This is a genomic window from Streptomyces sp. NPDC002206 (assembly GCF_053593595.1).
This window is the reverse complement of sequence record NZ_JBSFCW010000020.1, coordinates 1-22,174: the sequence shown is the minus strand read 5'-3', so window position 1 is coordinate 22,174 and position 22,174 is coordinate 1. Positions and strand designations below refer to the sequence as shown.

The following is a 22,174-nucleotide window of genomic DNA, read 5'->3' as shown; positions in this document are numbered from 1 at the left end:
CGGGGGCTTCGCTGCCCCCGAGGCGTATCGCGCTGATCACGGGGTCCAGGCTATCTCGCCCGTACCCGGAACCGTCATGAGCCGTATGTGTACAAAAGATGGTCCCGAACTTTGACACTCTGGACAGCGCGCGACGGACAGATGCACGCTTATGGGAGACGTCCGCGCGAGGGGAGCCGCACCATGGCACCGAAGGTCCTGATCGTCACCGGCGACGCTGCCGAGTCCCTGGAGGTCCTCTACCCGTACCAGCGGCTGCGCGAGGAGGGGTACGACGTCCATATCGCGGCCCCCGCCCGCAAGACGCTCCGCTTCGTGATCCACGACTTCGAACCCGGCTTCGACACGTACACCGAGAAGCCCGGGTACACCTGGCCGGCCGACCTGGCGTTCTCCGAGGTGGACGCCGGCGACTACGTCGCCGTGGTCATCCCCGGCGGACGCGCCCCCGAGTACCTGCGCAACGACGCCGAGCTCCGCAAGATCCTCAAGGCCTTCTTCGACACGGACAAGCCGGTGGCCCAGATCTGCCACGGCCCTCTGCTGACGGCGGCGATCGGCGAACTGGGCGGCCGCCGCGTCACGGCCTACCCCGCACTGGAACTCGACATGCAGGCGGCGGGCGCCAGCTTCGAGGACCACGAAGCGGTGGTCGACGGCACCCTGATCTCGTCGCGTGCCTGGCCGGACCACTCGGCCTGGATGCGCGAATTCCTGAAGGTCCTGCGCGCCACGGCCCCGGCGCTCTAAGCCCTCTCTCGGATCATTCCGGGCCTTTCCGGGGCTCATCCTCCGGCCCGGCGGTCCCGCGCCCCCTCAGCCGGCCATCTGCTCGGCGAGCGCCACAGCCTCGCCCAGGCTGTCCACCACCGGCACCCCGGCCTGCTCCAGGCTGCTCCGGCTGTGCGACCCCCCGGTGTAGAGCACCGCGCGCGCACCGACATGCGCCGCGGCCACCGCGTCGTCCACCGCGTCACCGATCACCACCGTGTAATCGGGAGACACCCCGCCCATCGCGGCGAGGTGCCGCTCCATGTGCTGCGCCTTGCTGCCGCCGGACGGCCCGGTGCGGCCGTCGACCCGCGTGAAGTGCCGCTCGATTCCGTACCCCCGCACCACCGGAACCAGCTGCTCGTGGACGTACATGCTCAGCAGCGACTGACTACGGCCGGCCAGCTGCCACTCCGCGAGCAGCTCCTCGACACCTGCGGTGAGACCACAGACGACCCGCTGCTCCATGTAGTACCGGTGGAAGATCCCGTCCATCCGCTCCCACTCGGCCTCGGTGGGCAGCCGGCCCATCAGCCGCTCGTAGAAGCGCGGGATAGGGATGCAGTACATCTCGCGGTACTGCTCAAGCGTGATCGGCTCCAGGCCGACCTCGGCGAACGCGGCGTTCGTCGCACCGATGACCGCTGCGTTGTCGTCGAGCAGTGTGCCGTTCCAGTCCCAGACCAGATGTATGCGGTGCTTCCCGTTCGTCCCCATGGAATGAAAATACCCGCCGGGTACGACAACGATTCCGCGCGCTCGGCCCGCGCCCGTCAGCCGATCAGGTTGGGAATCTCCTGCACCCCGAACCAGAGCAGCTCATGGTCCTCCGCGCCGTCCACGACGAACTGCGCGTCGTCGTCGCCGAGGTCCGCGGCGCCGAGCACCGACGCGGCCGCCGCCACGTCCTTCTCCGCGTCGTCCGCGTCGACATGCACCGCGGCCGCCTTCGCCAGCGCCACCGCGGAAGCGATGCGCACCTCGCCGAGCGACGAGGGGTCCATGCTGTGGTCGGGGTCGGCGACGGCCTGCCCGTCCGGCACGTCGACGGCGACGACCACCCGCCTGCGCACCGCACCGGGGTCCCCGGCGATCAGGCGCAGCGAAGCGGCCGCGGCCCGGTTCAGTGCCGCGTACTCCAGCTCCTCGATGTCGTCGGAGACGTACCACTCACGCAGCGCGGGAGTCACCGCGTACGCGGTCAGCGGACCGGGGCCGATTTCGCCCGCCCGGTGCGCCGCTGCGAGACCGGAGAGGGTCAGGGGGACGTACACGCGCATGGCTGGCCGCTTTCGTAGTCGGAGACGCCCTCAGGATACGTGCGCGTCCCCCTTCGGGGTTACGAGTACGGCCCCCGACCCGTCCACCCGGCAACCGCCCGTCACCCTCCCCACGCCCTCCCATAGCCTTGCGGCACCGGGTCCGTCACCCGGATAGGTGAACTTCACGCACCGCGCCACGCAGCCCCTCGGCGCTTGCGGTCGCGTCCGCCGCCCCCGTAGAAGATCCACAGCAGAAGTTACCGCCCGGTATGAACCGGGCTCGGATCACGGGGGCGATCAATGATGAGCGTGAACAGGACCCGGCCCGCCGGACGCCACGACCGGCGCAGGCCCGAGACCGTACCGTCGCAGCGCCGGACACCTCAGCGGACGCTGCGCCCGCACCACTGGTTCGCGGAGCGCCTCCTGGCGGTCCTCAGCGGCCAGCGCCCGGTGCACTGGATGCTGGGTCACACGATCGGCGAGGCGTACGACCAGCTCGCCGAACTGGCCCCGACCACCCCGCTGAGGGCCCGCGGCGCCCGCCCGGTGGTGCGCCAGTGCCACGGTGCGCAGCCCGCCCCGGGCGTGGTGGAGGCCTGCGCGAGCATCGCGGCGGGCGAACAGGTACGAGCAATGGCCTTCCGCCTGGAACAGGGCCCCGACCTCCGCTGGCGCTGCGCCGCAGTAGAACTCGGCACCCCCACCCCGACCACCAAATGAAACCCGTCCGCCGCCCAGGGCCCACCCGGCGATCGAGGACGAAGCGTCCACCGGGTGCCCCGGCGCCCCCCACCCGGCCCCACACACGGCTGGGGCCGGACACCCTTCGGTGCCCGGCCCCGGCCGCCCTGCAACACAAACCCACGCCGAAGAGCCACAGGCTCCACAGCAACCGCAAACTACTTCTTGCGGCGCCGCCCGCCACCACCGTTCTTCTGCGCCCTGCGCCGCTCCGCCCGGGTCAGCCCGTCCGACTCCGACACCGCTCCACCGTCACCGTTGGAGAAGTCGCCCTCGACGATGCCGCCCTCCCCGTCCACCGTAGGAGCGGAGAAGTGCAGCCGGTCGGGACGCTGCGGAGCGTCCAGCCCCTTGGCACGGATCTCCGGACGCGCCCCGGCCGGAACCGCGGTGTCCTCCTTGGACAGCGACGGCCGCTCGGCCGCATCCTTCACCGGAACCTCCTCGACCTGCTGCTCGACCTGGACCTCCAGGTTGAACAGGTAGCCGACGGACTCCTCCTTGATGCCCTCCATCATGGCGTTGAACATGTCGAAGCCCTCGCGCTGGTACTCGACCAGCGGATCCTTCTGCGCCATGGCCCGCAGGCCGATGCCCTCCTGGAGATAGTCCATCTCGTAGAGGTGCTCACGCCACTTGCGGTCCAGGACGGACAGCACCACACGCCGCTCGAGCTCACGCATGATGTCCGAGCCGAGCTGCTTCTCGCGCTCGTCGTACTGCTCGTGGATGTCGTCCTTGATGGACTCGCCGATGAACTCGGCGGTGATCCCGGCCCGGTCCCCGGCCGCGTCCTCCAGCTCGTCGACGGTGACCTTCACCGGATAGAGCTGCTTGAACGCACCCCACAGCCGGTCGAGGTCCCACTCCTCGGCGAAGCCCTCGGCGGTCTCCTGCCGGATGTAGTCGTCGATGGTGTCGTCCATGAAGTGGCGGATCTGCTCCTGCAGGTCCTCACCCTGGAGGACGCGACGGCGCTCACCGTAGATGACCTCACGCTGCCGGTTGAGCACCTCGTCGTACTTCAGGACGTTCTTACGCGTCTCGAAGTTCTGCTGCTCGACCTGCGACTGCGCGGACGCGATGGCCCGCGTCACCATCTTGTTCTCGATCGGCACGTCGTCCGGCACATTCGCCATCGACATGACGCGCTCGACCATCTGCGCCTTGAACAGCCGCATCAGGTCGTCACCCAGCGACAGGTAGAAGCGGGACTCGCCCGGGTCGCCCTGACGGCCGGAACGACCGCGCAGCTGGTTGTCGATACGCCGCGACTCGTGCCGCTCGGTACCGAGCACGTACAGCCCGCCGAGCTCCTTGACCTCTTCGAACTCCGCCTTCACGGCCTGCTCGGCCCTCGCCAGGGCGGCGGGCAGCGCGGCCGCCCACTCCTCGACGTGCTCGACGGGGTCGAGACCGCGCTGGCGCAGTTCCGCCTCGGCGAGGTCGTCGGGGTTGCCGCCGAGCTTGATGTCCGTGCCGCGGCCCGCCATGTTCGTCGCGACCGTGACCGCGCCCTTGCGGCCGGCCTGGGCGACGATCGTCGCCTCACGGTCGTGCTGCTTGGCGTTGAGCACCTCGTGCTGCACACCGCGCTTGGAGAGCTGCTGCGAGAGGTACTCGGACTTCTCGACCGAGGTGGTGCCGACCAGGATCGGCTGGCCCTTCTCGTGCTTGTCGGCGATGTCGTCGACGACTGCGGCGAACTTCGCGACCTCGGTGCGGTAGATCAGGTCGGACTGGTCCTGGCGGACCATCGGCCGATTCGTCGGGATCGGCACGACGCCCAGCTTGTAGATCTGGTGGAACTCGGCGGCCTCGGTCATCGCCGTACCGGTCATGCCGGAGAGCTTGCCGTAGAGGCGGAAGAAGTTCTGCAGGGTGATCGTGGCGAGAGTCTGGTTCTCATCCTTGATGTCCACCCCTTCCTTCGCCTCGATCGCCTGGTGCATGCCCTCGTTGTAGCGGCGGCCGGCGAGGATACGGCCGGTGTGCTCGTCGACGATCATGACTTCGCCGTCGATGACGACGTAGTCCTTGTCCTTCTTGAAGAGCTCCTTGGCCTTGATGGCGTTGTTGAGGTACCCGACGAGGGGGGTGTTCACCGACTCGTAGAGGTTCTCGATGCCGAGCCAGTCCTCGACCTTCGCGACACCGGGCTCATGGATGGCGACGGTCCGCTTCTTCTCGTCGACCTCGTAGTCGCCGGTCTCCTCGATGCCCTTGAGCGGGTTGCCGGCCTCGCCCTTGGCCAGACGCGTGACCAGCTTGGCGAAGTCGCCGTACCACTTGGTGGCCTGGTCGGCCGGGCCGGAGATGATCAGCGGCGTACGGGCCTCGTCGACGAGGATCGAGTCGACCTCGTCGACCACGGCGAAGTTGTGGCCGCGCTGGACGAGCTCGTCCGCGGACCACGCCATGTTGTCGCGGAGGTAGTCGAATCCGAACTCGTTGTTCGTGCCGTACGTGATGTCGCAGGCGTACTGCTCGCGGCGCTGGGCCGGCGTCATGTTGGCCAGGATGCAGCCGACGGTCAGGCCCAGGAACTTGTGGACCCGGCCCATCATTTCGGAGTCTCGCTCGGCCAGATAGTCATTGACCGTGATCAAGTGCACGCCCTTGCCGGAGAGCGCGTTGAGATACGCGGGCAGGGTGCCGACGAGGGTCTTGCCCTCACCGGTCTTCATCTCGGCCACGTAGCCGAGGTGCAGGGCCGCGCCGCCCATCATCTGGACGTCGTAATGGCGCTGTCCGAGGACACGCTTCGCGGCCTCTCGGACCGTTGCGAATGCCTCGGGAAGCAGGTCGTCCAGGCTCTCGCCGTCCGCGTACCGTTCCTTGTACTCGTCGGTGAGCGCCCGCAGCTCGGCGTCGGAGAGGTTGACGAAGTCCTCTTCGATGGAGCTGACCTGGTCCGCGATGCGGTGCAGTTTGCGCAGGATCTTACCTTCGCCTGCACGCATGAGCTTGTTGAAGACGGACACTGAGGCTGGTCTCCTTGCCGGTCGGGCCTGGCACTGGGTCGTGTTATGGACACTGGCGCGGGCACGGCAGGTGGGCCCCACCGCAACGGCCATCGTAAGCGAGGACCCCGCCGCGCCGGGAGGGCTGCCGCCGCGTTGCCCCCACTGGGCCCCTCCGAGTCAACGGACAGAGGGCCCCGAAGGTGCCGGGAACCCCGAAAAGTGCTCGCATCACCGTCGGTACCTCACCAGAATCCGTACATGGAGCCGATCACTCTCACGACCGAGCGTCTGCTGCTGCGCGCCTTCCGCGAGGGCGACGCGGACGAGGTGTACGCCGCCTGTCAGGACCCGGACATCCAGCGCTGGACGGTCGTCCCTTCCCCGTACACCCACGCCGACGCGGAACTCTTCACCCGGAAGCTGTCCCCCGGCGGCTGGCAGGACGACTCGATGTACAACTTCGCGGTGGTTCTGCGCGACGGCGGGGCCATGACAGGTGCGCTCGGCATCAACCGCCGCAACCTGCACGGCACGTACGAGGTGGGGTTCTGGACTGCGCAGCAGCACCGCGGTCTCGGTTACATGACGGAGGCGGTACGGGCCGCGGCCCACTGGACCTTCACCTCGCTCGGCGGGGACCGGCTGGAGTGGCGGGCCGAGGTGGGCAACGAACCCTCGCGGGCCGTGGCGCGGCGAGCGGGCTTCCGCATGGAGGGCGACCAGCGGTCGGGGCTGCTGAACAAGGGGGTGCGGCGGGACATCTGGGTCGGTGCGCTGCTCCCTTCCGACCTCGGCCTGCCGGGAGCCCACCCGTATCTCCCGGCCACGGCCCCCACCGCCGTCGCCCCCTCGGCCGGCCTCTCCTCCGGTCCGGTCCCCGGGCTCCCCACAGGTCTGTCCACCGCACCGTGAACGGATGTCAGTGCCGCCCTCTAGGGTGCGAGACATGACGCCAGTGCCGCCTCCCGCCGCCGAACTCTCCGCCGACCAGGCCCGCAGAATCGCCCTGCGCGCCCAGGGTTTCCTCGGCGCGCCGGACCACCGGGCCGGGGTGCCGGGCGTGCTGCGGCACCTCGGCGCCGTACAGCTCGACACGATCTCGGTGCTGGCCCGCTCGCACGAACTGATCCCGTACGCACGCCTCGGCGCCGTGGGCCGGCGCACGGTCGAGGACGCGTACTGGTCGGCCGGCCGCAGCTTCGAGTACTGGTCGCATGCGGCGTGCATCCTTCCGGTCGAGGAGTGGCCGCACTTCGCGTTCCGTCGCCGCGCCTACCGCTCGCGCCCGCACTGGCACCACGACCTGCCGGACGGGGCCTACGACACGGTGATCAAGCAGCTGCGCGCCGAGGGCCCGCTGACGGCGACGGAGCTGGGCGGCGCGAAGAACGGCGGGGAGTGGTGGGACTGGTCCGCGTCGAAGGTCGCCGTCGAGCGGGCCCTGATGTACGGCGAGGTGGTGTGCACCGAGCGGCGCAGCTGGAAGCGGGTCTACGACCTCGCGGAGCGCGCCCTGCCCGATGCCGTGCTCCACGACGATCTGGACGACAGGGAGTGCCTGCGCCGGCTGGTCGCGCTTGCGGGCCAGTCCCTGGGGGTCGGCACCCGCGCCGACATCGCGGACTACCACCGGATCAGGGGCGAGCAGTTCGACGCGGTGGTGGCGGACTCCGGTCTGGTACCGGTGACGGTGGAGGGCTGGGCGAAGCCCGCCTGGGCCGACCCGGCGGCGCTGGCCTCGGAGCCCCGCGGACGACACCGTACGACGCTGCTGTCGCCGTTCGACTCACTGATCTGGGAGCGGGCCCGGACGGAGCGGATATTCGGCTTCACGCACCGCCTGGAGGCGTACGTCCCCAAGCCCAAGCGGATCCACGGCTATTTCGCGATGCCGCTGCTGGCCGGCGGCAAGCTGCAGGGCCGGGTCGATCCGGCACGCGAGGGCACCACGCTGGTCGCCCGGCAGGTGTCCCTGGCGGGCAGGAAGGCCGTGGCGCCTATGGCCGAGGCCCTGGTGGGGGCGGCGTCCTGGGTCGGCTGTACGGACGTACGACTGGAGCGGGTCGACGCACCGGAGCTGCGCGAGCCGCTCGCCCAGGAAATCGCCCGCGCCCTCAATTGACCATGCCGTTGCTTTACCTGATCTCGAGGATCTTCTCCCGCATGGCATAGACCACTGCTTCCATCCTGGAGTGCAGCTGCAGCTTCTCCAGAATGTTGCGGACGTGGTTCTTCACGGTGTTCTCGGAAATGAACAGCTCCTTCGCGATATCGCGATTGTTCATGCCCGTGGCAACCAGTTTGAGGACTTCGAGCTCCCGATCGGTCAGCCGCGGCGCCGGCACCAGTCGGCGCTCGTCGGTCCGCTGGATCATCGACTTGAACTCGGTGAGCAATTTGGACGCCATGGATGGGCTGATCTGGGACTGCCCGTCGGCGACCGCGCGGATCGCCGTGGCCACCTCGTCCGTGGAGATCTCCTTGAGGAGATAGCCGGTGGCGCCCGCCTTGATCGCGTCGTAGAGGTCGGCCTCCTCGTCGCTGATCGTCAGCATGATGATCTTCGCGCTGGGGGCCACCTCCTTGATGGACGTGCAGGCCTCGATGCCGCCCCGCTTGGGCATACGCACATCCATCAGCACGATGTCGGGCAGCAGATCGGCCGCCTTGTCGACGGCCTCCGCCCCGTCACCCGCCTCGCCGACGACCTGGATGTCCTCCTCCTGGGCGAGGACGATCTCCAGGCCTCTGCGGAAGAGCGCATGGTCGTCCACCACCAGAACGCGGATCGGCTCCTTGCCGGAACCGCTGTCCGTGTCCGCGCCGGTATCGGCACCGGCAGCGTCGTCTCCGCCGTCATTTGCATCGCGCACGGGCCCGAAGGTGTCCGCCATCGTTCCTCCCCCTGAAGGCCATGGCCTGAAGTTCAAAAACTCTCCGCCAACGGCAGTTCACAGAGCACCGAATGGCTTGGGGCGCCATGATTTCATGCCTGGACGTCAGAGCGGTGGTTCTGTCGTCGCACGCGGGTGCCCCTGGCGCGAATTACGCCCCAGGGGCACCACCGATGCGGGGCGTCAGCCGCCGAGCGCACCGCCCGCGCCGCCCGCCTCGTCAGCGGCCAGCGGGTCGGTCCTCAGATGAATGACACCGTAGTCGTAAGCATGCCGCCGATAGACGACACTGGGCTCCTTCGTCTCGGAGTCGACGAACAGATAGAAGTCGTGCCCGACCAGCTCCATCTCGTAGAGCGCCTGGTCGAGCGTCATCGGTGCCGCGACGTGCGTCTTCTCGCGCATCACCAGCGGTCCTTCGCCCTGTACCTCGAGCGAGCCGATCCTGGTGATGGGTACAGACGGGCCGGCGCCGTCGCCGGCCAGGTCGCCCTCACTGTTGAAGGACGCCGTACCCGGCACCGTCTCGGCGACTTCGGCAGCGGGAATCCGGCCGTTGCCACGGCGGCTGTAGCGCTTGTCGTGCTGCTTGCGCAGCCGCGCCTCCAGCTTCCCGGTGGCCAGGTCCAGCGCTGCATACGGGTCGCCTGCGGCCGCTTCAGCGCGGATCACCGGCCCACGCGAGCGGAGCGTGATCTCCACCCGGTCGGAGCGGTCTGCCTGACGGGGGTTTGGCTCCTTGGACACCTCGACGTCGAGGCTGATCACCTTGCCGTCGAACTTCTGGATCTTGTCCAGCTTCAGCTTCTCGGCCACGTGCTTGCGGAACCGCTCGGGCACCTCGGTCTTGCGGCCCTTGACGACGATGTCCACGCAGAACTCCGTTCCCGGATCACTCCGCTCAGCGGCGGAGCATCTCCCTTTTGCACCAGGCCCCGGTGGTCGCCGGAGCCGCGGACTCGGTGACTTCCACCTCCTCCTCCCCCGTCGGGGAGGTCTCCACCCCACCGATCTTTTTGAACGTCTGGCTACCGGTGAGTCGCCTGCCCGAAAACTGGTGGTGCACTCGTCGAGGTCTGGCATTCACCATTCCTCACAACCGAACATAGCCTGATCGGCCGGATGTCGGCACCCGCTACTCGCACGTACCTCCGTTCAGGGCCCTTTACCTACTCACTACCTGCAACGATGCAAGTCGACCAGCAGTTCCGGTTTATTGCGAAGGCAGACGGAGAAGCTGCGACAACGGCCGCCTGCCCCGTTCCGGAACCCGGTCTTCCATACCCGCCCGCGGCTTCGACCGCCCGTGCAGCCTCCGCCAGCGAGGCCCCGGTCGTCAGAAGGTCGTCCACGAGTACTACCCGTTCGGCCGCAAGCAGCCGCTCACCACCGGCCACCACCTCCAGCGCACCCGCCAGATTCGCCTGCCGCTGCCGGGCGCCGAGCCCCGACTGATCGGCCACCGGGCGCCGTTGCCGCAGCACCGGAACCACTCTGGCCGGAATCCCGCCACGCCTCAGCTCCCTCGCTGCGGCCAGCGCGATCCGGCCTGCCGGATCATGCCCGCGCGCCGCAACGGCCCGCCGCGACGACGGCACGGGTACCAGCAGCAGCGGCCCCGGACCGCCCACCTGCCCCGTCACGGCCCGCACGGCACCCGCCAGCGCCCTGCCGAGCGCCCGCGACAGAGGAAGCGCGCCACGCTCCTTGTGTGCCAGGAGCACCGCCCGTACCGCGTTCTCGTAGGCGGCGGCGGCATGCACCACCGGCAGTCCGGCCGGCTCCGGCGCGGGTCTCACCCGCTGCGGCGCCACCCCGTACAGCGCTGCCCGACAGTCCTCGCACAGCTCGCTCCGCGGCCTGCCGCAGCCACCACAGGCCACCGGCAGCACCAACCCGGCGATCTCCCGCCACCACCCCCGCATATCTCCACTGTGCCCCCGGCCCACGAACCCGGCCACCCCTGTGGAAAACGCAGGCGCCCTTGCGCAAGGCCCGTTGTTCACCCGCCTGCACAGGCCTCAGCCCGGGTAGACCAGCGACGAGCCTTCCTTGAGCACCGTCTGCCAGTTGTCACCCGGCGACAGCTTCACTATCCCGTCACCCTCGGTGTCCGCCATCAGCGGCAACTGCTCGTCGTCGGCCGCCGCGACCGCCGACACCTGGTTCACCCCGGGCAGCACACCCGAGGCCGGTGCCGAACCGTCCGCCTGCACATAGCGCACCTGCTGCACGCCGCCCTGCTCCTTGCCGACCACCACGAGACGGCTCCGGCCCGACCAGGACATCGCGGTGACATCCGCCAGCTGCGGTGCGGCCTGCCGCAGCTCGACGACGGAGACCTCCTGCTTCGAGGCCGGTCCCTGACGCTCGATCCGGCCGATTTTCAGCGTGGTGTGCCCGTCCTTGGCCAGCAGCAGCGCGATCCGCACCCCGTCCGCCGACAGCCTCAACGCCTCCAGTCGCGCGCCGTCCAGGCTCGGAACTGTGACCTCCGACGGCTTACCGGCACCGCCGGCCAGCCGCAGCAGGCGGGAGTTCTCCGGGTCCCGGTCAGCCACCCAGAGATCGCCCCGGCCGTCCCAGCTGGGCGCCGACAGACGGTCGTTCAGATTCTTGCCGCTGCTGGTCACCGCGGGCGCGGGCAGCTCGCCCTCCGAGACGATGGAGGACACGTACAGGGACTCGTTGTTCTGCGAGACCGCTGCCGCCAACTGCTCGTCACGGGCCACGCCGACCGCACTCATCCGCACCGGCCCGTCACCGAACGGGCCGGTCACCGGCTCCGGATCGCCGCTGCCCCTGGTGGATCCCGGGATGCACCGGACATGCCCCTTGGCATCGACGAAGTACTGGCTGTCGGGCCCGCCCGACGAACCGTCCGGAGCGAACTCCTCCGCCTGATCGGCGCCCAGCACACACAGCGGCGAGCTGTCGGACCGCTGCAGCTCCACCTGCTCGACCCGGGCGGACGTCAGGTCCCGCACGGTGTAGAGCACCTGAGAGGCCATCATGCGGCAGGAGCGCTGCCCGACGTTGTCCGCCCTCTTGTTCAGCGGAACCTTCAGGACGCTTCGGTCGTCGGGCGCCAGTGAGGTGACGCCCTTGCGCAGCGCCGTACTGGTGGGGAATCGGGAATTGACCACCGGCTGCAGCCAGTTGGTCGGCCCCTCGATGAGACTGCGGACCGTCTGCGTCACGGTGTCCATCCCCGTGACGGGATCCGTCCGATTGCGTACGTAGACCGGGTCGGCAACCAGGGTGGACTGTCCTGCCGTCCGCCCGGCGGCGAAGTAGTACTTGTTGACGGAGCGGTAGAGGCGCTTGAAGTCGGACTGGCCGAGCAGCAGACCGTCCGGCACGAGGTCGATACGCCACTCCTTGCCGTCCGGCCCGTTCTGCCGCACCAGATGCAGGGTCCGGTTGAACTCCGTGGGCGCGACCGGCTGGTAGGCGCTCTGTGCGTCGACCGTCGCCACCTTCTCGCCGGTCAGGGTGTAGCTGAGCTCCGTGCTGCTGCGCTCGCCGTCGTGGACCGGGCGGTCGCCGCGGTTCGGCGCCTTGGAGAGCACCGTGGTGAACGCGCTCGGCTTCCAGGTGCCGGCCGCCTTCTTCGTCAGGTACTTGCGGGTGGTCCGGAAGCCGGGGTCATCGCTGGTCATGGACTCCAGGAAGCCGTCGACCACCTCGCTGGGAGTGGCGTTGTCGCGCGGCGCCACCGCGTACACCTGGACCTGGGAGTCACCCGGCTGCGAGGCGTCGACCGCCTTGACGTCCCCGGTGACGGGCATCGAGCCGCACGCGGACAGCAGCACGATGCCGCACCCCAGCAACGCAGTCACTCCCACCGCACGTCCACGGCCGTCCTGACGACGGTCAATGCCCACGAGTCGTGTCCTCCCGCTCCGGGTGGTGCGCAGCAGATTCGACGTCGCCACCCGGCCGGTCGTCGGCGGGGCGGGCGACCACTCGGGCGCCGCTGCCCGGCAGAGCCGCCGGATGCACCGAAGCGGGCGCCGTGCGGGGAGCCACGGAGTCACGCGCCGACACGGGCAGCGGCGACCGGTCCGGGCCGGTCTGCTGGGCCGGCACCGAGGTCAGCCGGTGCTCACTACCGGTCGTGACCCCGTCCGCGGCCCGCTCCCGGTTCTCCCGGTTGCGGCGCGAGTCCTCGGGCTCCAGCGGTATCGGCGATCCGCGCAGCGGCTCGTCCGCCGTACGCGGCAGGGTCAGGCGGAACTGCGAACCGCCGCCCGGCTCGCCCCACGCCTGCAGCCAGCCGCCGTGCAGCCGGGCGTCCTCGACGGCGATCGACAGCCCTAGACCGGTGCCGCCCGTCGTCCGGGCCCGCGCCGGGTCGGCGCGCCAGAAGCGGTTGAAGACCCGGGTCGCCTCCCCCGGCTTGAGACCCACGCCGTAGTCCCGGACGGCGATGGCGACCGCTCCTCCGGCCACCCCCAGCCGCACCACGACATCCCGGCCCTCGCCGTGCTCGACGGCGTTGACGACCAGGTTGCGCAGCACACGCTCGACCCGTCGTGCGTCGGCCTCCGCGATCACCGGCTGCTCGTCACCGACCACCCTGATCCGGGTGCCCTTGCGCTCGGCGAGCGGCTCGGCACCGCCGATCACCCGTCGTACGACCTGCCGCAGGTCTATCGGCTCGGCCTCCAGCGCCGCGGCGCCCGCGTCGAACCGGCTGATCTCCAGCAGATCGGAGAGCAGCGACTCGAACCGGTCGAGCTGGTCCCCGAGGAGCTCGGCGGAGCGTGCCGTCACGGGGTCGAAGTCGACGCGCGCCTCATGGATCACATCGGCGGCCATCCGCACGGTCGTCAGCGGTGTCCGCAGCTCGTGCGAGACGTCCGATACGAAGCGCCGCTGCATCCGGGAGAGCTCCTCCAGCTGCTGGATCTTCAGCTGGAGGTTCTGCGCCATCTTGTTGAAGGCCTCACCGAGCCGGGCGATGTCGTCCTCGCCGGTGACCTTCATCCGCTCCTGGAGCCGGCCCGCGGAGAGCCGCTCGGCGATTCCCGCCGCCATCCGTACGGGTGTGACGACCTGCCGCACCACGAACCAGGCGATGGCCCCGAGCAGCACGACCACGAACAGTCCTGCGGTCGCCAGGGTGCCCTTGACCAGGGTCAGTGACTTCTCCTCCTGCGTCAGCGGGAAGAGGTAGTAGAGCTGGTACGGGTTGTGGTCGATGTCGTACAGGCGCTTGCCCACGACGAGCCCCGGCTGCGACTCCTGCCCGTTCGCATACCTGATCAGCGAGTACGTCTGGAAGGCACCTGGCCCCTTGTCCACGGCCTCCCGCAGGCTCTGCGGGACGCTGGCCGCTTCCACGCTGCCCGAGCCGCGCGGCGCACGGGTGCCGTCGTCGGCGCTGAGCGCCACCACGTTGAAGGCGTTCTTGCCGCCACTGGCGAGCTGATCGACGAGCTCGGTCCGCCACGAGTTGTTGGCGGTCGCCCCGTCACCGGCATCGCCTCCCCGCCCACCGGGGGTGAGCGGAGCGTTCGCCTTGTCCTGGGCCGCCGCGAAACCACCGGCGGCCTGTGTCTGGGCAGCCTTGCCCTTCGCGTCGAGCAGACCGTTGCGCACCTGCCCGATCACGACCAGGCCGAGCAGCAGCACCACACCGAGTGACATGAGCAGCGTGCCCGCGACAACCCGCAGCTGGAGGTTGCGCCGCCACAACCGGACGGCGGGCAGCAGCGGACGCCGCACCCAGCGCATCAGCAGTCGCGGCACAGGACCGCCGGGCGCCCGGTCATGGAACAACCGGCCGCCCTGCAGAAGCCTCCCCAACGGCGAAGGCCCATGTCCCGAACCGGCAGCCCGCCCCGTACGGACTCCCGGCCCCCCGGGCTTCGGAGCAGCGCTACCCAGGGACATGTCAGCTCGGTCCGGCCTTGTAACCGACGCCTCGGACGGTCACCACGATCTCCGGCCGCTCCGGGTCCTTCTCGACCTTGGAACGCAGCCGCTGGACATGCACATTCACCAGACGGGTGTCGGCGGCATGGCGATACCCCCACACCTGCTCGAGCAGTACTTCACGGGTGAAGACCTGCCACGGCTTACGGGCGAGCGCGACCAGTAGGTCGAACTCCAGCGGGGTCAGAGCGATGGATTGCCCCTCCCGCTTCACCGAATGACCGGCCACATCGATGACCAGGTCCCCGATGGTCAGCTGTTCCGGTGTCGGTTCTTCGGACCTACGCAAACGTGCCCTGATTCGGGCAACCAACTCCTTAGGTTTGAACGGCTTGACGATGTAGTCGTCGGCCCCGGACTCCAGGCCCACCACCACATCAACCGTGTCGCTCTTAGCCGTGAGCATGACGATCGGCACACCCGACTCGGCCCTGATCAGCCTGCAGACCTCGATGCCGTCCCGTCCGGGCAGCATGAGATCCAGCAGAACCAGGTCCGGCTTGGCCTCACGAAATGCGGCAAGTGCCTTGTCGCCGTCCGCTACGAACGACGGCTCGAACCCTTCACCACGCAGCACAATCCCGAGCATCTCGGCCAGTGCGGTGTCGTCGTCGACGACAAGGACGCGTCCCTTCATAATCGACATCATCCCATTAGCTAATCGTTATCTGCGATGACCTGGCACACAGCTCTGCCAGTCCGACCCCCGTGACCGGGGAAACTGCGCCCTCCTCCGTGACGATCGCCATGATCAGTTCCGGCGGCGTGATGTCGAATGCGGGGTTGTACGCCTGGGTTCCGAGCGGTGCCACGAGCAGTCCGCCCGCCTCCCCGCCGTCCGGCCCGATCTGCGGAGATGTGAGCTCCGTCACCTCTCGGCCGGAGCGCTGCTCCACAATGATCGACGCCCCGTCCGCGGTCTCCAGATCCACGGTCGTGGTCGGCGCCACCACAATGAACGGCACACGGTGGTATTTGGCAAGCACCGCCAGCGGATAACTCCCGACCTTGTTCGCCACGGACCCGTCCGCCGCGATGCGGTCGGCGCCGATGAGCACGGCGTCGACCTCCCCCGCGGCGAACAGCGATCCCGCCGCGTTGTCCGTGAGCAGGCTGTACGCCATCCCGTTGCGCGCCGCCTCATAGGCGGTCAGCCGAGCCCCCTGCAACAGCGGACGTGTCTCGTCCACCCAGAGCCTTCGCAGCCGCCCCGCCCGGTGCGCGCGAAGCGCCACCGCGAAGGCCGTGCCCTCACCGCCCGAGACGAGCGCCCCCGAATTGCAGTGCGTGAGCAGCTGATGCCCGCCGCCCGGCAGCAGCTCGTCGAGCAGCGCGAGCCCGTACTGCGCCATGCGCCGACTGGCCTCGGCGTCCTCCCGGTGCAGCGCCTTGGCCTCCGCCAGCGCCACTGCGGCCGCCCGCTGTGGATCCGCACCCTCGTCCAGGGCCGCCCAGTACGCCCCTGCCGCACGCCGCACCCCGTATCCGAGGTTCACGGCGGTGGGCCGCGCCCCCTCCAGCAGCCCCGCAGCCTCCGCGACGTCATAACCCCGAACAGCGGCCAGCGCCACCCCGTAGGCCCCGGCGATGCCCAGCAACGGCGCCCCGCGTACAGCCAGCGTCTGGATCGCCCGCACCAGCACGGGCACATCCGTACACACCAGCCCGACCTCCTCGGCAGGCAGCCGCGTCTGGTCGAGGAGGACCAGCACAGGGCCTCCCGGAGGCTCGTCCCAGCGGATGGTGGGAAGCGCGGGGGGCTCGATGCCCACCGGCGATTGCGCGTCCTGATCAGCCATCCGCCCAGTCTGCCGGGTGAGCCGCCCACAAATGAAGGTGCGAAGGAGATCGAGCACCCGGCCCGTACCGGACCAACGCGTGGCACGATGGCTGCCAACCTGTCGCTTCGATGCGCGGACAGGACCGTGAAGGAGCGAGAATGAACGACACTCCGGGCTGGGCCTCGCCCGGATCTGCCCCCTCCGACAGCCAGGAGGCGGGCGTCCCCCAGCCTTCCGCGCCCACGGACGGCAACGGCCACGCCGGGAACTGGTCTCCCACGCAGCCGCCCGCAGGGCAGTGGTCCCCACCGAGCATCCCCGGCAGCGGTCACGGCGCACCGCCGCCCGTCCCCGGCTGGGGCAGCAGGCCACAGGGATCCGGCTGGGGTCAGCCACCTGCGGCAAAGCCCGGTGTCATCCCGCTCCGCCCGCTCGGCGTCGGCGAGATCCTCGACGGTGCGGTGTCCGCGATGCGCGCGCACTGGCGCACGGTCCTCGGAATCACGCTCACCGTCTCCGTGATCGCCCAGATCGCCATCATCCTCGTGCAGCGCTACCTGCTGCCGGAGCCCCCGTCGGTCGACCCGAACGCGACCGGCGCGGAGGCGCTCCGCCAGGCCGCCGACTCCGCCCGGTCCACCCTGATCTACAGCGCCCCGTCCACGCTCATCACCCTGATCGCGACGCTCTTCACCACATCCATGCTCACCGTGGTGATCAGCCGCTCGGTACTGGGCCGCTCCGTGACGCTCTCCGAAGCGTGGGCCGAGGCCCGACCCCGCCTGCTCCAGCTGCTGGGCCTGACCCTTCTGCTGGCCTTGATGGCCGCCGGAATCATGGCAGTGGGCGTGCTGCCCGGTGCGCTGATGGGCTCCACCGCAGGCGTCGGCCTCATCCTCATCGGCTTCATGGCCGCCTGTGTCGTCGTCATCTGGCTCATGGTCCGCTTCTGCCTCGCCACGCCGGCGCTGATGCTGGAGCGGCAGTCGATCACCGTCTCGATGCGCCGGTCCGCGAAGCTGGTCCGGGGCGCCTGGTGGCGGATGTTCGGCATCCTGCTCCTCACCTGGCTCCTGACGCTCATCGTGACCCTGGTCATCGCGATCCCGTTCGGCATCATCGCGATGATCGTGGACGGCGACGGGCTGAGCACCTTCCTCACCGGCGATTCCACCGGATTCGGTTGGCCGTTCCTGATCATCTCCGGCATCGGAGAGGTCATCATCTCCACGATCACCTACCCGCTCTCCGCCGGTGTGATGGCTCTGCTCTACGTGGACCAGCGCATCCGTCGCGAAGCACTCGACCTCGAACTCGCCAGGGCCGCAGGCCTGCCCGGCTACGACACCAGGAGCTGATGCCGTGTCGGGGGTGGGGGGCACCACAACAGCACGGCTACTGATCCACGCGAGCAGCGACGTACCGGTGGACACTCCGCGCGTCCCCGCCCGTGAGGCGGCGAAGCACGAGCTGTCCCACCCGATGTACCACGAGAACGACCCGAACCTCCTCCAGCGCGGCCTGGACCGCCTGTGGGGGTGGCTCGGCGATCTCTTCGCCACGGCCTCGAACGCCGCACCGGGCGGACCTCTCGGGCTGATCGTCCTCGTACTGGTGGTCATTGGCCTGGCCGTCGCTCTCTGGTGGCGGCTGGGTACCCCGCAGCGCAGCCCCCGCACCACGGACGCACTCTTCGACGACGGCCCCCGCAGTGCGGCCGAACACCGCACGGCCGCCGAGGCCCACGCTGCCGCCCAACGCTGGAACGAGGCCGTCCAGGAACGCATGCGCGCCATCGTGCGCTCCCTCGAAGAACGCGCCCTCCTCGACCCACGCCCCGGCCGCACGGCCGACGAGGCCGCCGCCGAGGCGGGCCGCTCACTGCCCGGACACGAGATACCGCTTCGCGCCGCCGCCCGTAACTTCGACGACGTCACATACGGCGGCCGGACCGTCGACCAGCAGACGTATCTGACGGTGCGGGCCCTCGACGGCGACCTCGAGAGCGCCAAGCCCCTGCTGACCACCGCGGACCGGGGAGCCGCCGAATGACCGCAGTCGCCACCGCCACCACCGTGTCCCCCACCTCGGCCTCCTCCTCTCCCCGCCAGGTCTGGGCCCGCACCCGCGGTCTGCTGTTCGCCCTCCTCCTTCTCGTAGCGGCCGGAATCGTGCTGGCCACCGCACGCTCCGGCGACCAGCACGGCCGACTCGACCCCCGCTCCGCCGACCAGCACGGCAGCCGGGCCGTCGCCGAACTCCTCAAGGACCGCGGCGTCTCCGTCCGCGTGACCACCACGCTCGACGACGCCACTGCGGCGACCGGCCCCGACACCACTCTGCTCGTCACCGCCCCGAACCTGCTGACGCCGCATCAGCAGAACGAACTCCGCGCCGCGACCATCGACTCGGCCGGCCGCACCGTCCTCCTCGCGGCAGACCCCCTGTCCGTGAACGCACTGGCCCCCGGCGTCCGCGCGAACTCCTCCGGCCCGGTGGCTGCCCGCGCACCGCAGTGCTCCCTGCCCGCAGCCCGCACGGCGGGCGACGCCGAGACGGGGGGCTTCCGCTACACGGCGGACGGCCTCGACACCATCGGCTGCTACCCAAGTGGCCACCTCCCCACCCTGCTCCTCGTCCAGGAGAAGGGCGCCGGCGACACCGTCCTCCTCGGCTCCCCCGATCTGCTCTACAACAACCGGCTCGCCAGCCACGGCAACGCCTCCCTGGCCCTGCAACTCCTTGGTTCCCGCCCGCATCTGGTCTGGTACCTCCCCTCGCTCGCTGATCCCACCGCCGCTCAGGACCGCAACGGTGTCGACGACGGCACGGGTGACGGCACCGGCGACGACCGCAGCTTCGTCGACCTCATCCCGTCGGGCTGGCTCTGGGGCACCCTGCAGCTCGCAGTCGCCGCCGTGCTCGCAGCCATCTGGCGCGCCCGCAGGCTGGGCCCGCTGGTCACCGAACGGCTGCCCGTGGCCATTCGCGCCTCCGAATCCACAGAGGGCCGCGCTCGCCTCTACCGCAAGGCGAGCGCCCGCGACCGGGCCGCCTCCTCACTGCGCTCCGCCACCCGCACCCGTATCGCACCCCTCATAGGCGTCTCCCCACGCGATGCCCACTCCCCCGCCGTGCTCCTCCCCGCCGTCTCCGCGCGCCTCAGCACCGCTGAAGGCGGCCTGGACACCCTGCTCTTCGGCCCGGAGCCGGCCGACGACGCCACCCTTGTCCGTCTGGCAGACCAACTCGACACCCTCGAAAGAGAGGTACGCACTTCATGAGCGCCCCGCCCCCAGTGCCCGCCGGGACAACCGAGACCGTCGGGAACGACGACACAGCCCGCGCATCCCTGGAAGCTCTGCGCTCCGAGATCGCCAAGGCCGTGGTCGGCCAGGACCCGGCTGTCACCGGACTGGTCGTCGCACTGCTCTGCCGAGGCCACGTCCTCCTCGAAGGCGTCCCCGGCGTAGCCAAGACCCTCCTGGTCCGCGCCCTCGCCGCCTCCCTCGAACTCGACACCAAGCGTGTCCAGTTCACCCCCGATCTGATGCCGAGCGACGTCACCGGATCCCTCGTCTACGACGCCCGCACGGCCGAGTTCTCCTTCCAGCCCGGCCCGGTCTTCACCAACCTCCTCCTGGCCGACGAGATCAACCGCACGCCCCCCAAAACACAGTCCTCCCTCCTGGAGGCAATGGAGGAGCGCCAGGTCACCGTCGACGGAACCCCTCGCCCCCTGCCGGACCCCTTCCTGGTCGCCGCCACCCAGAACCCCGTCGAGTACGAGGGCACGTATCCGCTCCCCGAGGCCCAACTGGACCGCTTCCTCCTCAAACTGACGGTTCCGCTGCCGTCACGCGACGAGGAGATCAACGTCCTGACCCGCCATGCCGATGGCTTCAATCCCCGCGACCTGGCGTCAGCAGGCATACGCCCCGTCGCAGGCCCCGTCGACCTGGAGGCCGCCCGCAACGCGGTCGCCAAGACCACGGTCTCCCCCGAGATCGCCGGCTATGTCGTCGATATCTGCCGTGCCACGCGTGAATCCCCCTCGCTCTCCCTCGGTGTATCCCCCCGCGGCGCAACCGCCCTGCTCTCCACGGCCCGCGCATGGGCCTGGCTCACCGGCCGTGACTACGTCATCCCGGATGACGTGAAAGCCCTGGCACTCCCCACGCTCCGCCATCGCATCCAGCTGCGGCCCGAGGCAGAGATGGAAGGAGTCACCCCCGACTCCGTCATCAGCGCAGTCCTCGCCCACGTACCCGTACCCCGATGAGGGGCTGACCGTGGCCCTCACCGGACGAACCGCACTGCTCGCCGCTCTGGGGTCACTCCCCGTAGGCATCCTGGCCCCGAGCTGGACAGGCATGCTCGCGGTCAACGCCCCGCTCTCTCTAGCAATTCTGTGCGACTACGCCCTGGCAGCGCCAGTGCGAACGCTCCAGTTCACCCGATCCGGCGACACAACCGTTCGACTCGGTGATGGCGCAGAAGTGCAACTGACCGTAACCAATCCCTCTCGTCGTCGGCTGCGCGCGCACCTCCGCGACGCCTGGCCACCCAGCAGCTGGCTCACCGGCACGGAGCAGGCCGCATCCCGTCACACCTTGAACATCCCGGCCGGCGAACGCCGTCGCGTCACCACGCTCCTGCGCCCCACCCGTCGCGGCGACCGCCGAGCGGAGCGAGTCACCGTCCGCTCCTACGGGCCGCTGGGACTGGCAGCCCGGCAGGGAAATCATCACGTCCCGTGGACAGTGCGTGTCCTTCCGCCCTTCACCAGCCGCAAGCATCTGCCGTCCCGCCTTGCCAGACTCCGCGAGCTCGACGGCCGCACCAGTGTCCTCACTCGTGGCGAAGGCACGGAGTTCGACAGTCTGCGCGCCTACGTCCCCGGTGACGACACCCGCTCCATCGACTGGCGGGCAACAGCACGCCAGTCCGCTGTCGCTGTCCGTACGTGGCGCCCTGAGCGGGACCGCCACATCCTCATCGTTCTCGATACGGGCCGTACCTCGGCGGGCCGGGTCGGTGATGTGCCTCGGCTCGACGCGGCAATGGACGCGGCGCTGCTCCTCGCCGCTCTCGCGACACGCGCCGACGACCGCGTCGACCTGCTGGCCCATGACCGCCGCACCCGCGCCCAGGTTCAGGGCCGCGCCGCAGGGGAACTCCTGTCGGCCATGGTCACGGCGATGGCTCCGCTCGAACCGGAGCTCGTGGAAACAGACGCCCGAGGACTCGCCGCCGCTGCGCTGGCAAGCGCCCCTCGTCGCTCTCTGATCGTGCTTCTCACCAGTCTGGACGCGGCCCCTGTCGAAGAGGGCCTGCTCCCCGTCCTCCCCCGGCTGACCCAGCGCCACACGGTGCTGGTGGCCGCGGTGGCCGACCCGTACATCGAGGAGATGGCCGGCGCCCGAGGCACAGTGGACGCGGTCTACGAAGCGGCAGCGGCGACACAAGCTCAAGCACAGCGACGCCGCACTGCGGAACAGCTCCAGCGCCATGGTGTGGTGGTCGTCGATGCCACTCCGGATAATCTCGCCCCGGCTCTCGCCGACACCTATCTCGCCCTCAAGGCAGCAGGCCGCCTCTGATCCCACCCGGCGACCATGCGCTCACGCCGAGGAGTCATGGTCGCCGCGGCAGGAAACGGCCGGCCCGTAAACGCAGAAAAGCCCCGCACCAGAGGTGCGGGGCTTTCCCGGAATAATTGTTCGGCGGCGTCCTACTCTCCCACAGGGTCCCCCCTGCAGTACCATCGGCGCTGAAAGGCTTAGCTTCCGGGTTCGGAATGTAACCGGGCG

19 protein-coding genes and 1 rRNA gene are annotated in these 22,174 nt (G+C 69.6%); 9 read left to right on the top strand and 11 right to left on the bottom strand.

What is annotated here, in order from left to right; genetic code table 11:
• Positions 1-183: 183 nt before the first annotated feature.
• The gene (locus ACWCP8_RS28405; RefSeq protein WP_352262716.1) at positions 184-750 is read left to right on the top strand and encodes a DJ-1/PfpI family protein; all 567 of its coding nucleotides are present in this window, start codon (positions 184-186) and stop codon (positions 748-750) included.
• A gap of 66 nt (positions 751-816) precedes the next feature.
• Here the strand turns inward: ACWCP8_RS28405 and ACWCP8_RS28400 are convergent, their stop codons facing one another.
• Both ACWCP8_RS28400 and ACWCP8_RS28395 read right to left on the bottom strand, forming a co-directional pair.
• Positions 817-1,488, bottom strand: a complete 672-nt coding sequence (locus ACWCP8_RS28400; protein ID WP_451118946.1) for an HAD family hydrolase — start codon at positions 1,486-1,488, stop codon at positions 817-819.
• Positions 1,489-1,544: 56 nt separating this feature from the next.
• Positions 1,545-2,051: a DUF6912 family protein gene (locus ACWCP8_RS28395; protein ID WP_352262720.1), complete on the bottom strand. Its 507-nt coding sequence runs from the start codon at positions 2,049-2,051 to the stop codon at positions 1,545-1,547.
• A gap of 285 nt (positions 2,052-2,336) precedes the next feature.
• On the opposite strand from ACWCP8_RS28395, the gene ACWCP8_RS28390 reads away from it, so the two are divergent.
• The gene (locus ACWCP8_RS28390; RefSeq protein ID WP_352262721.1) at positions 2,337-2,756 is read left to right on the top strand and encodes an Rv3235 family protein; all 420 of its coding nucleotides are present in this window, start codon (positions 2,337-2,339) and stop codon (positions 2,754-2,756) included.
• A 179-nt stretch (positions 2,757-2,935) separates the two neighbouring features.
• On the opposite strand, the gene secA is transcribed toward ACWCP8_RS28390, so the two are convergent.
• Positions 2,936-5,761, bottom strand: a complete 2,826-nt coding sequence (secA, locus tag ACWCP8_RS28385; RefSeq protein ID WP_352262723.1) for a preprotein translocase subunit SecA — start codon at positions 5,759-5,761, stop codon at positions 2,936-2,938.
• A gap of 240 nt (positions 5,762-6,001) precedes the next feature.
• Between secA and ACWCP8_RS28380 the strand changes: the two genes are divergently transcribed.
• Entirely contained in the window at positions 6,002-6,655 is a 654-nt protein-coding gene (locus ACWCP8_RS28380; RefSeq protein ID WP_451118943.1) for a GNAT family N-acetyltransferase, read from the top strand.
• 34 nt (positions 6,656-6,689) lie between these two features.
• Positions 6,690-7,865 (top strand): winged helix-turn-helix domain-containing protein, encoded by a 1,176-nt coding sequence (locus tag ACWCP8_RS28375; RefSeq protein WP_355993844.1) that lies wholly within the window; start codon positions 6,690-6,692, stop codon positions 7,863-7,865.
• Between the two features lie 13 nt (positions 7,866-7,878).
• Here the strand turns inward: ACWCP8_RS28375 and ACWCP8_RS28370 are convergent, their stop codons facing one another.
• The 7 genes from ACWCP8_RS28370 to mtnA all read right to left on the bottom strand — a co-directional run bounded on the left by ACWCP8_RS28370 (position 7,879) and on the right by mtnA (position 16,379).
• Positions 7,879-8,637, bottom strand: a complete 759-nt coding sequence (locus ACWCP8_RS28370; protein WP_352262729.1) for a response regulator transcription factor — start codon at positions 8,635-8,637, stop codon at positions 7,879-7,881.
• Positions 8,638-8,820: 183 nt separating this feature from the next.
• The gene (hpf, locus tag ACWCP8_RS28365; RefSeq protein ID WP_267004867.1) at positions 8,821-9,510 is read right to left on the bottom strand and encodes a ribosome hibernation-promoting factor, HPF/YfiA family; all 690 of its coding nucleotides are present in this window, start codon (positions 9,508-9,510) and stop codon (positions 8,821-8,823) included.
• A 296-nt stretch (positions 9,511-9,806) separates the two neighbouring features.
• Complete coding sequence (locus ACWCP8_RS28360) at positions 9,807-10,562, bottom strand: ComF family protein (protein ID WP_451118940.1); 756 nt, start codon at positions 10,560-10,562, stop codon at positions 9,807-9,809.
• Positions 10,563-10,658: 96 nt separating this feature from the next.
• Positions 10,659-12,524: an LpqB family beta-propeller domain-containing protein gene (locus ACWCP8_RS28355; protein ID WP_352262734.1), complete on the bottom strand. Its 1,866-nt coding sequence runs from the start codon at positions 12,522-12,524 to the stop codon at positions 10,659-10,661.
• Positions 12,514-14,538: an MtrAB system histidine kinase MtrB gene (gene mtrB, locus ACWCP8_RS28350; protein ID WP_451118939.1), complete on the bottom strand. Its 2,025-nt coding sequence runs from the start codon at positions 14,536-14,538 to the stop codon at positions 12,514-12,516. The genes ACWCP8_RS28355 and mtrB overlap by 11 nt, the downstream gene beginning before the upstream one ends.
• A 1-nt stretch (position 14,539) precedes the next feature.
• Entirely contained in the window at positions 14,540-15,229 is a 690-nt protein-coding gene (gene mtrA / locus ACWCP8_RS28345; protein ID WP_352262738.1) for a two-component system response regulator MtrA, read from the bottom strand.
• Between the two features lie 4 nt (positions 15,230-15,233).
• Positions 15,234-16,379: an S-methyl-5-thioribose-1-phosphate isomerase gene (gene mtnA / locus ACWCP8_RS28340; RefSeq protein WP_451118937.1), complete on the bottom strand. Its 1,146-nt coding sequence runs from the start codon at positions 16,377-16,379 to the stop codon at positions 15,234-15,236.
• A 140-nt stretch (positions 16,380-16,519) separates the two neighbouring features.
• On the opposite strand from mtnA, the gene ACWCP8_RS28335 reads away from it, so the two are divergent.
• Genes ACWCP8_RS28335 through ACWCP8_RS28315 form a run of 5 tightly spaced genes read left to right on the top strand, consistent with a single transcriptional unit; the run spans position 16,520 to position 21,964 of the window.
• Positions 16,520-17,719: a glycerophosphoryl diester phosphodiesterase membrane domain-containing protein gene (locus ACWCP8_RS28335; protein ID WP_355993832.1), complete on the top strand. Its 1,200-nt coding sequence runs from the start codon at positions 16,520-16,522 to the stop codon at positions 17,717-17,719.
• Between the two features lie 4 nt (positions 17,720-17,723).
• The gene (locus tag ACWCP8_RS28330) at positions 17,724-18,413 is read left to right on the top strand and encodes a DUF4129 domain-containing protein (protein WP_352262744.1); all 690 of its coding nucleotides are present in this window, start codon (positions 17,724-17,726) and stop codon (positions 18,411-18,413) included.
• On the top strand, positions 18,410-19,645 hold the full coding sequence (locus ACWCP8_RS28325; RefSeq protein WP_451118935.1) for a DUF4350 domain-containing protein: 1,236 nt from the start codon (positions 18,410-18,412) through the stop codon (positions 19,643-19,645). The genes ACWCP8_RS28330 and ACWCP8_RS28325 overlap by 4 nt, the downstream gene beginning before the upstream one ends.
• Positions 19,642-20,643: an AAA family ATPase gene (locus ACWCP8_RS28320; RefSeq protein ID WP_355993824.1), complete on the top strand. Its 1,002-nt coding sequence runs from the start codon at positions 19,642-19,644 to the stop codon at positions 20,641-20,643. Before ACWCP8_RS28325 ends, ACWCP8_RS28320 begins: the two co-directional genes overlap by 4 nt.
• Before the next feature lie 10 nt (positions 20,644-20,653).
• Positions 20,654-21,964, top strand: coding sequence for a DUF58 domain-containing protein (locus ACWCP8_RS28315; RefSeq protein WP_451118932.1), 1,311 nt, complete (start codon positions 20,654-20,656; stop codon positions 21,962-21,964).
• A 118-nt stretch (positions 21,965-22,082) separates the two neighbouring features.
• Here the strand turns inward: ACWCP8_RS28315 and rrf are convergent.
• Positions 22,083-22,174 (bottom strand): 5S ribosomal RNA (gene rrf / locus ACWCP8_RS28310); the annotation flags it as partial.